Genomic DNA, 17542 nt, shown 5'->3' on the forward strand with positions numbered 1-17542 from the left:
CTAACACCGCTTCGGTGCTGTCTTCCTATGTCTCAACCGGCTCCGAGCGCAGACTCCGACGAATTTGATTCTCGATGACATCAAGAGCATCCTTGACTTGTTTCTCTGGCTTTCGGGTGACCATCGCGATCTCGTCCGTCTCAAAGCCTTCGACGTAATGCAAATCGAACACTTCTTGCTCGAAAGGGGATAACGTAGCTAGCACCTGATCCATCGCCGACAACAAACCGGATTTCGGAGAGGCTTCTCCGGTAAGCGATGAGGGCGCGATCGGAGGATGCCCTTTTCGCGAGCCGCTGCCGCGCTGTGCGATGGCCTTGCGGACGAGGCGATAGAGCTGCGCGCGATCATTTGTCAGCTTTTGGCGCTTCGATAAAGCCGCAAGCTTGTCTTTTGCCTCCCCAACCAATTCCGCAAGCTCTCGATCGGTGACTGACTCATCTTGGCTAGGAGTGCGATTGACAGCTCTGCGCGCGAACCGTGTCAACCGGCTGCGGTGACCTTCAACGAAAGCTTCGCGGATTTCGGCGGCGCTTTGCGGTACCGCGCCACCTTCGCTTGGTCCGGACGCAAATGACAGCTTCTTGCGCCTCGCTTTGCGTTTCCATTGCGGCTCTTCCCGCATCTTCTCTTTGAGAGCCTTTAGTTCTTGCAGAAGCGCCTTTACCGCATGCGTCAATGCGGTGATAGCTGACTTTGCCGACTTGTCAGCATGCAAGATGTGCGACGGCAGCCGGAGCGTAAGAACGGCCCGATGCTCCTCCTTGCGCGCGTGCCGGTCGAGTTCAATAAGAAGATGCACAGCATCCGGGGGAAAACGTTGCAGATGCTGTTCGAGAGCGCGAATTTTGCTGTAAAGTTTCTCTCGCAAAAACGGGTGTCCGTGCAGGTTGCGCGTGACGATATTCCAGCTGAAGTGACTGGCGTTTTGACCTAAGTCTGCTGTCATGGACAGGGGCGTCTCCGCTGGCCGGTTGAACGAAAACAGTCATATCACCTGTTGGCGGCGCTGAGCCGCAAGGGGCAGGCGCACGGTGTCTCCTTCAGCGCCTGCAGTCTTTTCACGAAAGATCACGCCTTGGCCTGACCATGGGCCTCGACAAACCACAATGTTTTGTCGATACTTCTGGAGACCTCAGTGAATAAGTCGGCCGTCCCCTGGTCGCCCGCCTCAACCGCCTCGTCGATGTTGCGACGGACATTCGCGCCAAACGCAGCGAGTGCATCAGCAAGTGCGGAAACATGGGCGCGCCCATCGATAATCTCGAGTGGGTATTCCTTAAGCGTCGATTGTTTGGCGGCAACGCGCGCCGTGCCCTCTGCCGTGCCGCCGAGCGCTACGATTCGTTCGGCAATTATGTCTGCATGCTCACGCACGGTCGTTGCGACCTGATCGAACAGTTCGTGCAGCGCTATAAAGCTTGGTCCCCTGACGTTCCAATGAGCCTGTTTGGCCTGGCTTGCGAGGTCGACGGCGTCCGTCAATCGTGCCTGAAGCAATCCGATGGCGGTTCCACGAACGTTGGATGGAAAATCGATTCGGGTGTCATGCATGGTTACCTCCTGAAGTCGCTTGCTTGACAACTTTTCGGCCGGGATGGGCACCGCAGGACCGATTCGCGCCGGAATCCAGCCCGGCGGATCGCTGGCGGGAAACGACTCGATGTCCGCTTCAAGGACAGGATCGTCATCGGTTTCAGGAGGATCCGGTTCAGGTTTCCTTGCCATCTGCATACTCTCATTTTTAGCGCGTTAAGGCACTCAATGCGCGTGCGACACGATCCATTGCTGAAGGCGGCGTTCATCCATGGCGCCGCTCACGCGATCTACGATCTGGCCGTTACGAAACATAATCAGGGTGGGAATCGATCTTATGTCGTAACGCTCCGCAGCGCTTGGATCATTCTCGGTGTTCAACTTCAGCAACCGCGCGTTCGGCTCCAGTTGTCCCGCAGTGCGCTCGTAGGCCGGCGCCATCATGCGGCATGGTCCGCACCACGGCGCCCAGAAATCGACGACGACCGGTATCTCATTTGACTTGATATGCTTCTCCAGCCGTTCGCCGATGACCTCCGCCGGATGACCGTCGAAGAGCGCACGATGACAGCGGCCGCATTTGGCCTCTTTGGCCGGCTTGTCCGCAGGGATGCGGTTGACGGCATCGCAATGAGGACAAACGATATGCGTGACGTGTTGACTCATGTTGCCGGCCTCTCACGCTCTGCGATCTCGGCCTTTCGGTCCTGATCGCGCACGAGCCAATAGACGGCGCCAAGAGCGATGACGCCCGCCGCCAGCGCAAACATTTGATTGGCCGTAGCGGATGACAAATCGATGATGATGAATTTCCGGATCACCGCGAGCATGGCAATCAGGACGACCGTGCGCACCTGCACGACGCTTTGTTCCCGCTTCACCATGATTAGGATGGAATGTTTGAATTCCAAGGCGATGATGACGGTAAACATCATGCCAAACACTGTCTGAAAAACAGCAGGATCTGTCGGATCAAAACTGGCCAGGACGAGGCCGAATAGGATCTTAATTGCCAGATGCCAGACCGCGGAGGCGATAACGACGATGATCAAGCCGGTCAGAATGAGAACGACCACTTGCTCGAATTTCTCGTAGACGCTGGCGACCTCCCATTGCGTGGTCTTGATGTCCAAATGTTCGAGCAATTTCATAGTTGACTCCGTCCGCTGCGCCACCGGCTTTTCTCTGACCACGCCTGTTTAAGTTACTTTCGCAACGCTTCCTTCTGTCGCGGCACCGGAAGATATTCGACGCCGCCCCCTTGCGACCGTACCGGCTGGGGATAAAGCGTCATCAGTTCGAGCACTGCGTCCGGCATGTTCGTGCTGACAGGCAGGCCCAAGTCTTTGGCCTCCGTCGGCGAAATCGGATAGTCGTGCGTCCATTGTCCGGTCGATAATTTTTCAGCGAGCGCTTCGGCCTTATCCTCGGGCATTTTATCCGTCAGGAGTTCCTTGGCAGCAGCTTTAACCTGGGCAATCGCCTTGCGGCCGACATCGGCAAGAACCAGGGTCTGGTCGTCGATCTCCGCAATCGGCTTCTGCTCGATCACCTTAAGCAAAGAGGCCGCGGGCGATTGCCCGAGCTGCGGATCGATCGGGCCGAGCACAGAGTGCCGGCACATGACGATCTCATCGGCTGCGAGTGCAATGAGCGTACCGCCGGACATCGCGTAATGAGGCACGAAAACGGTCACTTTCGCCTTGTGCGCGCGGATGGCGCGCGCGATCTGCAACGCAGCCAGCACCAGTCCGCCCGGCGTGTGCAGCACGATGTCGAGCGGCACATCGTCATCGGTCATATGAATGGCGCGAAGCACATCCTCGGAGTCGTTCACGTCGATGTAACGCATCAGCGGGAAGCCGAGCAGCCGCATTGTTTCTTGCCGATGCACAAGCAGGATGACGCGCGAGTTCCGATCCCGCTCGATCTGCGCGATCTTTCGCGTTCGCATGGCCTCCAGCATGCGTTGCCGAAGCAACGGCTGCAGCATAGTGAACATGAAGAACAGCCAGAAGATGTCGTTGATGCTCATGAAGGCAGATCTCCGGATTGCTCAGCGTCGGCCATTGGGCGTGAAACCATAGATTCCCTCGTCAAGGTAGTATTTCCGATAAGTTCGCCGCGGCTGCGTCAAAACGGATGTCAGCAACACCCCCGCGATGAATCCGCCGATATGCGCCCACCACGCGATACCTCCGCCCGCCGAAGGACTGACAAGTTCGATCGTTCCTTGCACGAATTGCATCAAAAACCACAGTCCGGCGAACAAGAGTGCCGGAACTTCAAAAAAGAACGGAAAGAAGAAGATCGGAATGACGACGATCAAATTCGCCAGCGGAAAGAGACGGACGAAGGCGCCGATGACGCCGGCGATCGCACCGGAGGCGCCCAAAGCCGGAACAAACGATGTTGCATTAAAATACGCATGCGCTGTCGAGGCCGCGATCCCGCAAAACAAATAGAAAAGCAAATAACGGGCTCCTCCCATTCGATCTTCGACCGTCGGCCCGAACAGAAACAGGGTCCACATGTTCAAGATCAGATGCAGCCATCCGCCATGCAGGAACATATTGGTTGCAAACGGCAGATAATCCGAAAGCGTGGGTTCGGGCACGAAAGGCAGAGGAACGAAATAACGTCCCGGAATAAGCGCGTAGTCCACGAGAAATCGATCGAGTGCTGGCGGCGAGAGACTGACTTGGTAGAGGAACACGGCCACGTTTGTGGCGATCAGACTCCAGGTGACAAAAGGTGCGCTGCGGTGCGGAACGCCATTTTGGATCGGAAACATCGGTCATGCCCTCGCGGCTTGAGCGGCGGCCGTCATGGCCGGCGCGGCCATGGCCTGAGTGCCAGGCGAACGCAGATCGCGGGTAAGCTCGCGCAGTTCGTCTTCGTTCAACGTCTCTTTTTCGAGCAAGGATTTGACGCAGCGCTCCAGAACATCACGGTTGGCGGTAAGGATTACGGTTGTCCGATCGAACACGGCATGGACGATCGATTTCACGGCAGCGTCGATCGCTTCAGCCGTCGTTTCGCTGAATTGACGCTCGCTCGGCGCCTGTCCTGGCACATTGCCCAAGAAGGAAGGCCGTTCGGGTTCGTACACGACATAGCCGAGGGTTTCGTCCATGCCGTAGCGCACCACCATATTGCGGGCAATGTCGGTCACCTTGGCGAGATCGTCGGCGGCGCCGGTCGAAAGCTTTCCGAACACCAATTTCTCGGCAGCACGCCCGCCCAACAGAACAGCGATTTTGGCTTCGAGTTCGTCGCGGGTCATTAAATAGCGGTCCTCGGTCGGCCGCTGGATCGTATAGCCAAGCGCGCCTACCCCGCGTGGAATGATCGAGACCTTGTGAACGGCATCAGTTTTGGAAATCGCGAGTGCAACCAGCGCATGGCCCATCTCGTGATAGGCAACAACCTTTCGCTCGTTCGGGTTGAGCAGCCGATTCTTCTTTTCCAGACCGGCGACGATGCGCTCGATGCCGGCCGTAAAATCCTGCATGGCAACCGCCGACGCGCCCCGGCGGGTGGCCAGGAGGGCGGCCTCGTTAACCAGATTGGCGAGGTCGGCACCAGTGAATCCCGTGGTCAGAGCTGCGATCTTTTCTGGGTCGACATCCTCGGCCAAGGTCACTTTCCGCATGTGCACCTTCAGAATTTGGACGCGGCCGGTCTTGTCGGGACGGTCGATGAGAACCTGTCGATCGAAGCGGCCGGCGCGTAACAGAGCGGGATCGAGGATTTCCGGGCGGTTGGTGGCGGCCAGAAGTACGATGCCCTGCGCCGGATCGAAGCCGTCGAGCTCGACCAGAAGCTGATTGAGCGTCTGTTCGCGCTCGTCGTGACCGCCGACGGCCGGAAATGCGCCGCGCGCCTTGCCCAGCGCATCCAGCTCGTCGATGAAAATGATGCAGGGTGCCATGCTTCTTGCCTGCTCGAACAGGTCGCGCACGCGCGCCGCACCAACGCCGACGAACATTTCCACGAATTCGGAGCCGTTGATCGATAAAAACGGCACGCCGGCCTCGCCCGCGATCGCGCGTGCCAGCATCGTCTTGCCCGTACCCGGCGGTCCCACCAGAAGGACGCCCTTCGGGATACGCGCACCAAGCCGGCCGTATTCCTGCGGCGCCCGCAGGAAGGCGACGACCTCCTTCAGTTCTTCCTTGGCTTCATCGACGCCAGCGACGTCGTTGAACGTGACCTTGATATCTTTCTCGACATAGACCTTGGCCTTGCTCTTGCCGATCGGCAGAAAGTTGCCCAGCCCCTGCTTCTCCGCTACTCGCCGAAACACGAACATCCACAGGCCGAAGAAGAGCAGGATGGGCAGAACCCATGAGAGGATATCGCGAAGTAAGGTGCTTTCGACGGCCCCAGTAAAGCGCACGCCCTTTTCAGCAAGCTTCTGGGCCAAAGCCGGATCGACCCGCGTGGTCACAAATTGCGTGCGACCGTCGCGCGGCTCTTTGAAGTAACCGCGGATGAACTGATTGCCGACGACGATGTTGTTGATCTTTCCATCATCGAGATAACGCTCGAATTCGCTATAGGGGATCGGCTCGACGCGCTGGCTCTCGATCCAGAAATGCTGAATCAACAGAACGCCGAAAACGGCCGCAACCACATACCAGATGTTGAAAGTCGTTTCCTTACTGAACTGCATGGCGCGTCCCAAATGGTAACGGATCGAGCGTGCTCATGGGGTCTCCGGGCCTTTCATCGGTATCGGCCGCCGGCTGCGCATATCGGCAAGGATACGTTGTTGCAGCTCGGGCGACTGGACGCCGACGGCTTCGCACAATTCGCGCAGCGTCTTTCTGAGACCGTGCATCTGGTCGATCAGATCGAGAACGATGGCGATGCCTTCTTCGTTGACGCCCAGATCTTCGCGCAAATCGCGAATCATTTGCGCGCGGGACATGTCCATTTCCGTAAAGGCCAGTCCTTGGTCGGTTCTTTGCGGGCGTAGCCATCCTTCCTCAACCCAGGTCTCGACAACGTCCTGGCTCACCTTCAAGCGCAAAACAAATTCTGGGATATGGAGCATCTACGCCTCCATGCCGCGGCGGGGATCGTGGGCTTTGCCAGCGGTCCAACTTTGAACGAACTTCTCCAACTCGGGATCGGGCTTCTCCGGCAGGACCACCTTTAGTTTCACATACTCGTCCCCCCGCGTCCCGTTCGAACGCGCGACACCCTTGCCGCGCAGGCGCAGAACCGTGCCCGTGTTGGAGCCCTTTGGGACGTTCATCGACACGGCTCCCGTCGGTGTGGGAACGGAAATCTTACCGCCCAGCACGGCTTCGGTGAGCGAGACCGGCAATTCCAGATGGATATCGTCATCTTTGCGCGTGAACAGCGGATGTGGCTTCACAACAATTTCAACAAACGCGTCGCCCGGCGGACCGCCGCCGATCCCCGCGCCCCCCTTGCCGGCAAGCCGCAGAAGCTGGCCGTCACGCGCGCCGGGCGGGACGGTAACATCGACGGTGGAGCCGTCCGAGAGCGTGATGCGTCGCGTCGCACCATTGACCGCCTCCAGGAACTCGACGGGCAGGCGGTAATGCACATCCTGCCCGCGCATCTTCAGGTTCATCCGGCCGCCCCGGCCGAACAGGCTGGAAAAAAGATCACCCTCGTCGCTGAAATCGGAAAATCCTTCTGATGATGCATAAGGATGGTCACCGGCCGCCCCGCCGGCAAAATCCCGATAGTAGCGCTGCCGCGGCCGCTCCTGGCCCGAGGCGTCGATCTCGCCACGATCGAATCGCGCGCGCTTTTCCGGATCGCTCAGGAGATCGTAAGCCGCTGAAACGGCTTTGAATTGCTCCTCTGCCTGCTTGTTGCCGGGGTTGAGGTCGGGGTGCAGCTTCTTGGCAAGCTTGCGGTAGGCCTTCTGAATGTCGTCCTGACTAGCGTCCTTCTTGACGCCGAGGACGTTGTAGGGATCTGCGTTCAATCGGGGCCCCCGAACCAATATGTGGTTTTCCGTGACCGGCCCGGTCTGCAGAGCCGATGCGCACAAGCTAATTCTGCTACGGTCGGGGGCTCGACGCAAAGCCGCCAGACGAGCGGCGCACTCCGGGGATCCGCGGGCTCGACCTAATCCATCAGCGCAGTCGGCGCAGCCTCAGCCCCAGGATCGTGAGAATGATGCCAGAAAACAAAGCGTAGGTCGCCAGCAGCCAACCGGCGGCCACAAAAGTTTCAACAGGCTTGGTCAAGAAGAGCCAAACGACAATGCCTCCGAGGACAACCGAAATCGCTCCGCTAAGAATTAGCCAGATTTCGCCCCTGGCTTCATGACGAAGGCGTATAGCGGCGAAAATTTCAAAGGCTCCGGTGAAAATCGACCAGACCGCAATGCTCGCCCATAAAAACGACGCGAGCGCCAAGGTAGCCGTGAGCGGCCAGACGATCACCACAATGCCAGTTAGAACGCCCAGGATGCCGCTGAAGGCAAGCCATCCCCAGCGCTCGCCTTTGCGGACATTGTACACTGCCGCGATCAAGACCAACACACCGTCGGCAAACGAGAAAGCACCAAAAACGAGCGTAAACGCCAGCAACGCCTGTGTTGGCATCCAGAATGCCAGAGCAGAGAGAATCAACGCCAAAACGCCGCGAATTACAAATGCCCACCAATTGGTGCTCAACGAGCACAACAGCCGACGGCCGGAGTCGTCATAGTTGACGTCTTTTTCTGCGAAACTCTGGTAGCTCATGATTAGGCCCTTTCAAACCAACCTGCCGAATAGTCTCATCGAAGCTGCCAGACTTGACCGTTGCTAGAGTGATCGTGAGCCGGCTCACCCTCGGACTGGCGAAGTGCTACAATATGCAAGCCTGATGCGCTTGGCCATTGATCATTGATGGCATTCCGTTCGGTGCGCCACATTGACGACCGTCAATGCTGAGCCACGCAAATGCAGCCTTGATGTCAAGGCGCCGATGCGTGAGGGCGCTATCGGTTGATCTGAAGGGGATAAAGGGAGTTTTAGCCATGCTCACTGATCTAGCGCTCGGCGGCCGGTGGCCCGACGTGGCCCGCGATATGCGCCGACTTCAGGAAGAAATGAACCGCACCTTCGGCGGCTTCAGGTTTGCCGTCCCGGCCGAGTACCCGCCCGTCAACGTCTGGGCGGGGGCGGACGGCGCCATCATCACCGCGGAAATTCCGGGCGTCGCGCCCGACCAAATCGACATTACGGTGCACCAGGATACGGTGACGCTGCGCGGAAAGCGCGAGCCTGCGGCGCCTGGCAAGGACGCGACGGTTCACCGGGAAGAACGCACGGTGGGTGCATTCGCCCGAACACTGGTTCTTCCTTTCCGCGTCGACTCCGAAAAGGCCTCCGCACGCTTCGAGCGGGGAGTTCTCATTCTCGAACTGCCGCGGCCGCCTGCCGACAAGCCCCGCCAGATCAAGATCAACCCGGCGTGAACGAGGGAGGTTCTCCATGACCGACAACACATCAGGCGCTAAAGCGCAGACCGAGACTGTAAGCCAGGCTCCGACATTCCTCCCGGCTGCCGATATCTACGAGACCAACGATGCGGTGGTCATGCTGCTGGAAATGCCGGGTGCCGATCCGCAGAGCCTCAACGTCACGCTGGACAAGCGGACGTTGACCATCACCGCGAGTTCCAAGCCCTTCGCGCCTCAAGGGTATACGCTGGTCCATGCCGAGTACGAGGACGGTAACTACGAACGAGCATTCACGCTTTCGGAATTGGTCGACGGCGATCGGATCGACGCCGAATTCAAGGATGGCGTGCTGCGTTTGACGCTGCCGAAGGCTACGCCATCCCCGGCCAAAAAGATCAATGTCCGCGCGGCGTGACCGTTCAAGGAGGACTCCAATGAATATCCGCGATCTTATCCCCTGGAACTGGGGCAAACGGCAGGTGCCGGTTCGGCGCGAGCAAAGCCAGCCGCTCCAATCGTTGCAAAACGATATCAATCGGGCCTTCGACAGTTTCTGGCGGGGATTCGATCTGCCTTGGCCGTCCACGTCGTCCGCGTGGTCGATCTCAATGCCGAGCGTTGATGTTTCGGAGAGCGACAAGGAAATCGAGGTGACGGCGGAACTCCCCGGCATAGACGAAAAAGACATCGATATCAGCCTCGCTGAAGGCGTGCTGACGATTCGCGGCGAGAAAAAATCAGAGGTCGAGAAGAAGGAGAAAGACTATTATCTCCAGGAACGGACCTTTGGCTCGATCGAACGAGTCGTGCCGCTGCCCGATACCATCGATCTCGACTCCGCCAACGCCACGTTCAAGAATGGTGTCTTGACCGTCAAGCTTGCAAAAAAGCCGGAAGCTGCGGCCGCCACAAAGCGGATTACTGTGCGGCGCGCTTGATCCAGAAGCCCTCAATGAAGGTGGCTGCGATGAGAATGCACGTGCGAACTGTCCTTCTGACCCTGTGCTTTGCCGCCGTGATCGGGAGTGCTCCCGCAGTCGCGCAACAGGCAGCACTCGTTCCGTCGCAGCCAACCCTCGCTCCGCTGGTCGAAAAAGTGGCGCCCGCGGTAGTCAATATTTCCGTGCTGTCGCGGTCGCCGGTGCAGGATAATCCACTGCTCCGGGATCCGTTCTTCCGTCGCTTCTTTGAGTTGCCGGATCCCGACAAGATTCCTCCGCAGATGAGCGCGGGTTCAGGCGTCATCGTCGACGTCGGTAAGGGTTACGTGATCACTAATCATCACGTGGTCGACAAGGCGACCGAAATCGTCGTTACGTTGCGCGACCGCCGACAGTTCAAGGCAAAGCTCATCGGCAGCGATTCCGCAACCGACATTGCGCTGGTGCAAATCGAAGCTGATCGGCTGACCCAGCTCCCGCTTGCCGACTCCGACAAGGTCCGAGTCGGAGATTACGCCCTCGCCATCGGCAACCCCTTCGGCCTCGGGCAGACCGTTACTATGGGCATTGTGAGCGCGCTCGGGCGTAGCGGCATCAATGCCGAAGGCTATGAGGACTTCATTCAGACCGACGCCTCGATCAATCCGGGCAATTCCGGTGGGGCCCTGGTGTCCCTCAGTGGCGAACTGATCGGGATCAATACGGCCATCATTGCACCTTCCGGCGGAAATGTCGGAATCGGCTTTGCGGTATCGAGCAACATGGCTCGCTCCGTCATGGATCAGCTCATTCGCTACGGCGAAGTCCAACGCGGTAGGCTCGGATTCGTGGTGCAGGATATCACGCCGGATATTGCGAAGGCGATAGGCGTACCCGCGACGGCTGAAGGCGCGGTCGTCGTGCAGGTTGAGCCGGGTTCGGCGGCCGACAAAGCCGGCGTCAAGGCCGGAGATGTCGTGACCGCCCTCGGCGGGCGGCCGGTGCGCGGCGCATCCGACCTGCGTAACCGCATTGGACTGACCCGCGTCGGTGAGGACGTCGAGTTGAAAGTCCTCCGAAACGGCGCAGAGCGGCGGCTGCGAGCGCGCGTCGAGCGAAGCTCGGCCTCTCCTCAAACGGCCGCTTTACAGACCGACAAGGGCACAACGATCCCGCGTTTACGCGGCGCGGTTGTTCGCGACATCGGTCCGGGTATGCCTATGTACGGCAAGGTCCAGGGCGTCGTGGTCGCCGAGGTTGAGGACGGAAGCCCGGCAGCCGCGCGCGGCTTGCGCGCCGGCGATGTGATCGTCGCCGTCAACCGCAAACCCGTCCGCAATGTGGCTGAATTCCAGGCCGCCCTGCAGGAGGCAGGCCGTGTCGCCGCGCTCGATGTGCTGCGTGGAGACATGTCGCTCTTTATCTTGATCACGTAGGCAGAGCGCATCGGCTATGTCCTCTTGGAGGTTATCGGCGAGAGGCTGGCGCGCTATCGTTGCGCTTCGAAAATTGTCGCTTACGGCTGTCGTTTGTGTTTGGGCGCTTACAATTGGCGATGCGACCATGAGCAGCTTGCAGACAATCGCTCAGGCACAATCGCTAAATGCCCAGACCTTCGAACTGCCGAACGGGATGAAGGTCATCTATGTCCCCGATCGCCGTCTCCCGATCGTCACTCATATGCTTTGGTATCGCGTCGGCTCAGCCGACGAGGAGCCGGGCAAATCGGGTCTTGCTCACTTTTTCGAGCATCTGATGTTCAAGGGGACGCCAGCCAATCCGGGTGACTCCTATGCCCGTTTCATCGGTGAGGTTGGAGGCGAGCTGAACGCATTTACGTCTTATGACTTCACCGCCTACTACGCGACCGTAGGCTCTGCTCACCTTGAGAGAGTCATGGAGCTTGAGGCCGACCGCATGGTCAATCTCGCGCTCACTCCGCAACAAGTCGCTGTCGAACGGGAGGTGATCGTCGAAGAACGGCGCTTGCGTACAGATAACAAACCGGAAGCATTGCTTCTCGAACAAGCCCTTGCGTCGCTTTTTCTCAACCATCGTTATGGAATTCCTGTCATTGGCTGGATGCATGAAATTCGCTCTTGGACTCAAGAGGATGCACTTTCTTTTTATCGTCGGTGGTATGGGCCTAGTAATGCGTTGCTCGTCGTTTCCGGCGACATCGATTTTGAGCAGCTCAGGCGTCTCGCGACCAAGCACTATGGGAAGCTACCTGCTCACGCCGTAACGCGTAAGCGCGCCACCGAGCCGCCCTCGCTCGCGGAACGGCGCGTCATCATGAAGGACCAGCGAGCGGGCCGTCCCTTATGGCTTCGTCTGTATTTGGCTCCGTCCTATGGAACGGAAAATCGGTCCAAGACCGCTGCAATCGAAGTTCTGGCTGAACTCCTTGGCAGCGGAGCGACCGGTATTCTTCATCGTCGTCTGGTGATGGAGCGCGGATTGGCGACTGACGTGTCCGCGAGCTACGACCCCGCTGCGATCGACGAAACGATGTTCGCGATCAACGCGATTCCTAAGCCGGGTGTTACAATGGAACAGTTGGGGGGCGCAATCGACGAGGAGATCAATACTGTCGCAAAGACTCTTTCAACGGCCCCTGCCGATCTGACGCGCGCAAAACAGAAGCTCATCATGGCTGGCTTGCAAGCCCGCGATGGAACCTACAAAGCCGCACTTACAGTTGGATCTGCTCTCATGACTGGAGCGGCGCTAAATGACATCGAACAACGACAAGATTTGATTTCCTCCGTCACCGCCGAAGAGATCGCAGTTGTCGCTCACGATCTCTTCCAACCAACGCGCTCGGTAACATCGTTTTTGTTGACCGAAAGGTGAATGAAGCATGTCTGTGCGGCTAAAAAGCGCCTCGCATCTCCTATGGGTGACCACTTTTATGTTTTTGCAAACTCACCAGGCGTTTCCCTTGGACATACATACCGTCAACAGTTCCTCCGGAATCGTGGCTTGGCTGTCGGACTCTCGGCAGCTTCCCATCATTGTCGTCGACTTTGCCCTCATCGGAGCCGGCTCTGCGTCTGACCCTGATGACAAACGAGGACTCGCCAATTTCGGTGCTCAGATGCTTTCCGAGGGCGCCGGTGTATTTGATGCCAAGGCATTTCAGGAACAACTCGCGGATATCGGAGCTACGCTATCCTTTGCCGCAGACCGAGATGCGCTGGTCGGACACCTCGAGGTCGCACGCGAGCATCGAAATCGTGCATTCGATTTGCTCCGATTGGCTTTGTTGCAGCCGCGCTTCGATCTTGAAGCCATCGAGCGGGTCAGGATCAAACGGGACGTTGATCTCGCGCGCCTTGACAACGATCCAGCTTATGTCGCCTCACGCGCGTGGTGGGAGGCTGCTTTCCCGGAACATCCGTATAAGTATCCTCCGCTCGGCTCTCGTGAAGCAAATGGCCGCATCACGTCGGCTGATTTGCAAAACTTTCAGTCTCGATTAACGAACTCGAAACTCGTTGTGGCAGCAGCGGGCGACGTGAATGCCGCTGAATTATCGGATTTGCTTGATCGTGGTTTCCCAAATGGGTCGAAGGGTCGAGGAATCGACGCTCGTGCAAAGGCCGAGTATCGAACATTTGCGCCTGCCATTGTGCGTCTGCCCTTTCCCCAATCCGCATGTGTTTTCGGCCAACCGGGCATTTCTCCGACCTCGGCCGAATACCTTCCCCTGCTCGTGCTAAATCACATCCTGGGAGGCGGGACACTGACATCGCGATTGTTCGTTCAACTGCGAGAACGACGGGGACTCGTGTACTCAATTCGCACCGCCCCGGAGACACTTTCGCAAGCCGATCTTCTCATCGGTCGGTTCGCGACGGAAAACGTCAAGACACAGCCAGCGATCGAAACAATTCAGGCGGAGTGGCGCCGTATGGCCCAAGGAGAGATTTCAGACAAAGAAATCACAGCGGCGAAGTCCTATCTCAAGGACATGTTGCCCGTATCGATGGACGGCACGTCCGCTATTTCTTCAAGACTTCTTGCTGTCCAACGTATGATGCAAGGTATCGATTACATTCAGCAATGGCGCAATAGGATCGAGTCAATTGATCCGGAATTAGTGAGACGTACGGCCAGAAAGGTGTTTTCGACTGATGCCCTGACTTTCGCCGTTGCGGGCGAACCTAATGGCCTTTGATTTGATGTCGAAAATAAACGAGAGTGTCGCCGCTAGAGGAGCATGAAACAAATGCCTGTCCGTCAACTTCAAAAGAGCGAATGGAAATCTTACTGCGATCGAATCTCCAATGGCCTAGAGGGAAAGCGGGCAGAAATTGAGGTTGCGGGTCTTCCGATAGGGGACCAAATCGTCGCCAAGCAGATTCTCATCTTTGGCATTACTTATGATCCGAAGGACGATATCATTGAAGTGGCGCTCGAAGGCCTCGATCACATCATCCATAAGCCCCGGAGCTTAGCTGCGGACGAGGGAGCAGCCGGCCTTGCAAACTTGGAAATTGTCGATGGAGAAGGCCGAAAGCAAATCGTCAAACTGATGGATCCGCTGATGTTGCCTCCGCCGGAAAGATGACATGCCGGACAACACGATAGAGGTTCGTGTCGAGGATATCTCGCAGCTCTTTCACACCCTTGATCCCTTTCCATTTCGCGAGAGGGATCTTGATCGAGACGCCGAAGACTTTATCGTGAGTTGGGCGCGCGACCTGCCCCGGTCGGCGACCGTCCATATTTTGATCTATTTGTCCCAAGCCGGATTCAGTCAGCCACTTGCCCAAGAGATTCCGATTGGAATCAACCAGCATTTTGCCCATCGTGCCGAACAAGCTGCATTTGAGCTTCGTGAGACGTTTCGAATTGGGTGGCGATCGCTCGCAGTCGGACTAACCGTGCTCACGGCCGCGATCGTGGCAAGTCAGGCGATTCACGCCAACGCTCCGACACCATTCAACCGCGTGTTCGAGGAAAGTCTGATTATTTTCGGCTGGGTTGCCAACTGGAAGCCGATCGAGACCTTTTTATAGCATGGTGGCCAATCGTTCGTCGCCGCGATCTCTTTTTGAGACTTGCGCACGCGAAGGTAAAAATAATGGCACAACGGAGCAAGGATGGTGAACCGATAGCTGGCGGCGCGCACGAAAATTGCGGCCAGATACAAGGCTTAGCTTTCAACTAAGTACGCGATCGAATAAAAACGGTTTGCGCTAATTCTTCGCCTGCCTGCCGCCATCATCGCGACGGAGCCCCCCAGCGTGGAAGAGCGCGGAGCGAGATATGATCATGGGCACTCATGATTATTTCCTTATCTCCTTGGAGTTATACCAAGTCTCGTTGATCAGAACTCGTGTGCCCATTGGCGCAGTCCTATTGACATGATGCGCCAGGGCTGATCGACGAGCTTGTTCCAGGCCGCGCAACAATGGTCGACGAGATCGTCGTAGATTTGAAGACGCGGTTGGAGAGCCTAGTTGTCGCGCATGAACTGCCAGATGTTTTCGACCGGGTTGAGTTCAGGGCATTTTGGCGGCAGCGGAATGATGGTGATATTGGCCGGCACGACGAAGCGCTTCGACACATGCCAGCCAGCTTGGTCGACCAGAAGGATGGCATGGGCAGCAGGCGTAACGGTTTTGGCGATCTCCGCAAGATGCAGGTTCATCGCCTCGCTGTTGCAGGCCGGCAGGATCAAGGCCGCGCCCTTGCCCTCCTAGGGGCAGATCGCGCCGAAGATATAGGTGGAAGCAGTCCGCTGGTCGCGTGGCGCGCTGGGGCAGGTGCCACGCTTGGCTCAGCGACGCGTGATTTTGTTCTTCTGGCCGATGCGGGCCTCGTCGGCGAATCAGATTCCTATCGTGTCGCAGCCGACGCCCTTCTGGCGCGCGACCGTCTCCAGACGGGTGGGGAAGCTTTTTTAAAATCCTCGATGGCGCCCGCTGCTTGCGCTTGGTGGCGCGGTCGGGCGGAGAGTTTGCGGTAGCCCATAGCGCGCAGCTCCCGGCTGAGCGTCTGCTTGGCGATCGTGATGCGGAATTCCTCGAATATCCATTGCGCCAGATCGATCAGCCGCCAACGCACCACGCCATGGACCGCCGGGATCGGACCGCTTTCGATCATGCGGACCAGCGCCTGGCGTTGGCTGTCGTTGCTTGGATGGCTGCCCCAGCGACTTGCCGTCCCAGGAGACCGTCAGGCCCTCGCGCGTTGAAGCGCAACACCCAGTCCCGGACGATCTGAAGGCCGACCCCGCCGTCTTGGCCGCCTCGGTGCGTGTTGCGCCACCATAAATCGTGGCAAGCGCCAGAAGCCGCCGAGCTTCAGGCCCGTCCTTGGTCTTCCTAGCCAGAGCGCGAAGCTGTGAGCCATCGAAATCGCGGCGCAACGGTATCGGAGCCAACATGACGGACCTCCTTGGTTCACCCAGTGAATCTGACCCGCCTCAATCTGGGAATCGACCAAGAGTCATAATTTCAGGGACCCGGTATTAGGGTTCAGACTCATTAAATCCAGCATACAAGAGCTGCAGCGAGGCATACAGATGCCAGATAATTTCTGGCCAGCCTGTCGTAGCGGGTTGCGATGCGTCTGAAGTCCTTCAGCCTGTTGAAGGCGCTCTCGATGCGCCAGCGAAGCTTGTAGAGCCGTTTGCTGAAGCTGAATGGCTGCTTTCTGTTGCAGCGATTGGGGATGACCGGCCTGGTTCCGTGCTCGTCCAGCTCTTCGCGCAGCTCGGCACTGTCATAGGCCTTGTCGCCGAGCATCCGTTTGGGTGGCTTCACGCGGCGGATCAGGCGTTCCGCAACCGGACAATCGTGCGCTTCGCCTCCCGTCAGGAGGATGGCGAGAAGGCGTCCTTTAGTATCAGCGAGTGCATGAATCTTCGTGTTGCGCCCTCCGCGCGAGCGGCCAATAGCCTGCTTCTGCTCCCCCCTTTTCCGTCCACCGCCGAGCGATCCGCCTTGATGTGCGTGGAATCGATCATCTGCGTGTCGGCGGAACGTCCGCTCGCAGCAAGCTCCCGGAACATGTTTTCCCAGATGCCCCGCCGGGCCCAGCGCACAAAGCGATTATAGATCGTCGTCGAAGGGCCGTACTCGGGCGGGCAATCGCACCAGCGGCAGCCGCTTTTCAGCACATGCACAATACCGCTGATGACACGGAGATTATCTTCGCGTTCAACACCCCGCACATCTGTCGGCAGACAGGGGGCGATCCGCTTCCACTGCTCGTCGCTCAGCCAAAAAGGATTGCCGCGCATGATCCCGATCCCCTTTCAAATTCGAATCAGGCTCGTATTGTCAGCGCACAAGAATTAATGAGTTTTGACCCTAGTTATCATAAGCATACCGCCCCATGAGCAACATGACCACCAGAGGCGACAAACGGCAAAGGAGTGCGGCGCTCTTGACTTACCAATCCACTTTTTCAGAGGAGCGCGGATTTGATTTTGACCGGCCTCCAGTGGAGGGGTCCGGTTGGAATGTTAGTTCAGGGCTCGCATTTGCACTAGCAGGCTGCTGAAAAAACTGTCTCGACTGCGAGGGCTGATCCTGATTCCGTTGTTTGAAACGACGGGGTGATTTTCGATGCGGGGCGAGCAACGAAGGTCGGAGGGGCTTTTTTCGTATATTCGGCTGGAGGA

General features: G+C 58.0%; 19 protein-coding genes and 1 pseudogene. 8 read left to right on the forward strand and 12 right to left on the reverse strand.

All coding sequences use genetic code 11. From position 1 onward, the window contains the following. Positions 1–25 precede the first annotated feature (25 nt). The 10 genes from BBTA_RS40490 to BBTA_RS36495 all read right to left on the reverse strand — a co-directional run bounded on the left by BBTA_RS40490 (position 26) and on the right by BBTA_RS36495 (position 8276). The gene (locus BBTA_RS40490; protein WP_012047507.1) at positions 26–949 is read right to left on the reverse strand and encodes an HPF/RaiA family ribosome-associated protein; all 924 of its coding nucleotides are present in this window, start codon (positions 947–949) and stop codon (positions 26–28) included. Between the two features lie 122 nt (positions 950–1071). Next, positions 1072–1728, reverse strand: coding sequence for a DNA starvation/stationary phase protection protein Dps (gene dps, locus BBTA_RS36455; protein WP_244424277.1), 657 nt, complete (start codon positions 1726–1728; stop codon positions 1072–1074). 33 nt (positions 1729–1761) lie between these two features. Next, positions 1762–2202, reverse strand: a complete 441-nt coding sequence (gene trxC / locus BBTA_RS36460; RefSeq protein ID WP_012047510.1) for a thioredoxin TrxC — start codon at positions 2200–2202, stop codon at positions 1762–1764. Beyond that, complete coding sequence (locus BBTA_RS36465; protein WP_012047511.1) at positions 2199–2687, reverse strand: phosphate-starvation-inducible PsiE family protein; 489 nt, start codon at positions 2685–2687, stop codon at positions 2199–2201. Before BBTA_RS36465 ends, trxC begins: the two co-directional genes overlap by 4 nt. A gap of 53 nt (positions 2688–2740) precedes the next feature. After that, the gene (locus tag BBTA_RS36470) at positions 2741–3571 is read right to left on the reverse strand and encodes an ATP-dependent Clp protease proteolytic subunit (RefSeq protein WP_012047512.1); all 831 of its coding nucleotides are present in this window, start codon (positions 3569–3571) and stop codon (positions 2741–2743) included. Between the two features lie 21 nt (positions 3572–3592). Next, positions 3593–4330 carry a rhomboid family intramembrane serine protease gene (locus tag BBTA_RS36475; RefSeq protein WP_012047513.1) on the reverse strand — a complete coding sequence of 246 codons (738 nt, stop codon included), beginning with the start codon at positions 4328–4330 and terminating at the stop codon, positions 3593–3595. A gap of 3 nt (positions 4331–4333) precedes the next feature. Continuing rightward, positions 4334–6214, reverse strand: a complete 1881-nt coding sequence (gene ftsH / locus BBTA_RS36480; protein ID WP_041751158.1) for an ATP-dependent zinc metalloprotease FtsH — start codon at positions 6212–6214, stop codon at positions 4334–4336. A gap of 33 nt (positions 6215–6247) precedes the next feature. Beyond that, on the reverse strand, positions 6248–6598 hold the full coding sequence (locus BBTA_RS36485; protein WP_041751159.1) for a chaperone modulator CbpM: 351 nt from the start codon (positions 6596–6598) through the stop codon (positions 6248–6250). After that, positions 6599–7510 (reverse strand): DnaJ C-terminal domain-containing protein, encoded by a 912-nt coding sequence (locus tag BBTA_RS36490; protein WP_041751160.1) that lies wholly within the window; start codon positions 7508–7510, stop codon positions 6599–6601. It abuts the gene before it with no gap. Positions 7511–7661: 151 nt separating this feature from the next. Next, positions 7662–8276 carry an HdeD family acid-resistance protein gene (locus BBTA_RS36495; protein WP_012047517.1) on the reverse strand — a complete coding sequence of 205 codons (615 nt, stop codon included), beginning with the start codon at positions 8274–8276 and terminating at the stop codon, positions 7662–7664. A 278-nt stretch (positions 8277–8554) separates the two neighbouring features. Between BBTA_RS36495 and BBTA_RS36500 the strand changes: the two genes are divergently transcribed. The 8 genes from BBTA_RS36500 to BBTA_RS36535 all read left to right on the forward strand — a co-directional run bounded on the left by BBTA_RS36500 (position 8555) and on the right by BBTA_RS36535 (position 14927). Then, positions 8555–8995 carry an Hsp20/alpha crystallin family protein gene (locus BBTA_RS36500; RefSeq protein ID WP_012047518.1) on the forward strand — a complete coding sequence of 147 codons (441 nt, stop codon included), beginning with the start codon at positions 8555–8557 and terminating at the stop codon, positions 8993–8995. A gap of 16 nt (positions 8996–9011) precedes the next feature. Further along, complete coding sequence (locus BBTA_RS36505; protein ID WP_012047519.1) at positions 9012–9395, forward strand: Hsp20/alpha crystallin family protein; 384 nt, start codon at positions 9012–9014, stop codon at positions 9393–9395. Between the two features lie 19 nt (positions 9396–9414). Continuing rightward, entirely contained in the window at positions 9415–9918 is a 504-nt protein-coding gene (locus tag BBTA_RS36510; protein WP_041751161.1) for an Hsp20/alpha crystallin family protein, read from the forward strand. 14 nt (positions 9919–9932) lie between these two features. Then, the gene (locus BBTA_RS36515) at positions 9933–11336 is read left to right on the forward strand and encodes a DegQ family serine endoprotease (RefSeq protein WP_244424279.1); all 1404 of its coding nucleotides are present in this window, start codon (positions 9933–9935) and stop codon (positions 11334–11336) included. Between the two features lie 127 nt (positions 11337–11463). Continuing rightward, complete coding sequence (locus BBTA_RS36520) at positions 11464–12756, forward strand: pitrilysin family protein (protein ID WP_049795449.1); 1293 nt, start codon at positions 11464–11466, stop codon at positions 12754–12756. Positions 12757–12763: 7 nt separating this feature from the next. Beyond that, positions 12764–14083 (forward strand): pitrilysin family protein, encoded by a 1320-nt coding sequence (locus BBTA_RS36525; RefSeq protein ID WP_012047523.1) that lies wholly within the window; start codon positions 12764–12766, stop codon positions 14081–14083. A gap of 51 nt (positions 14084–14134) precedes the next feature. Further along, positions 14135–14476: a DUF5335 domain-containing protein gene (locus tag BBTA_RS36530; protein WP_041751162.1), complete on the forward strand. Its 342-nt coding sequence runs from the start codon at positions 14135–14137 to the stop codon at positions 14474–14476. Between the two features lies 1 nt (position 14477). Continuing rightward, positions 14478–14927 carry a hypothetical protein gene (locus tag BBTA_RS36535; protein ID WP_049795450.1) on the forward strand — a complete coding sequence of 150 codons (450 nt, stop codon included), beginning with the start codon at positions 14478–14480 and terminating at the stop codon, positions 14925–14927. 311 nt (positions 14928–15238) lie between these two features. Here the strand turns inward: BBTA_RS36535 and BBTA_RS39440 are convergent. Both BBTA_RS39440 and BBTA_RS39445 read right to left on the reverse strand, forming a co-directional pair. Next, a pseudogene (locus tag BBTA_RS39440) lies at positions 15239–16300 on the reverse strand (IS630 family transposase). Between the two features lie 100 nt (positions 16301–16400). Further along, positions 16401–17158, reverse strand: a protein-coding gene (locus BBTA_RS39445) for an IS5 family transposase (RefSeq protein WP_085972663.1) whose coding sequence is annotated in 2 segments (ribosomal slippage) — positions 16401–16819 and positions 16819–17158 — 759 coding nt in all. Because the reading frame shifts where the segments join, the coding sequence is not laid out codon by codon here. Positions 17159–17542: the final 384 nt, after the last annotated feature.

The organism is Bradyrhizobium sp. BTAi1, from assembly GCF_000015165.1.
GTDB lineage: Bacteria > Pseudomonadota > Alphaproteobacteria > Rhizobiales > Xanthobacteraceae > Bradyrhizobium > Bradyrhizobium denitrificans.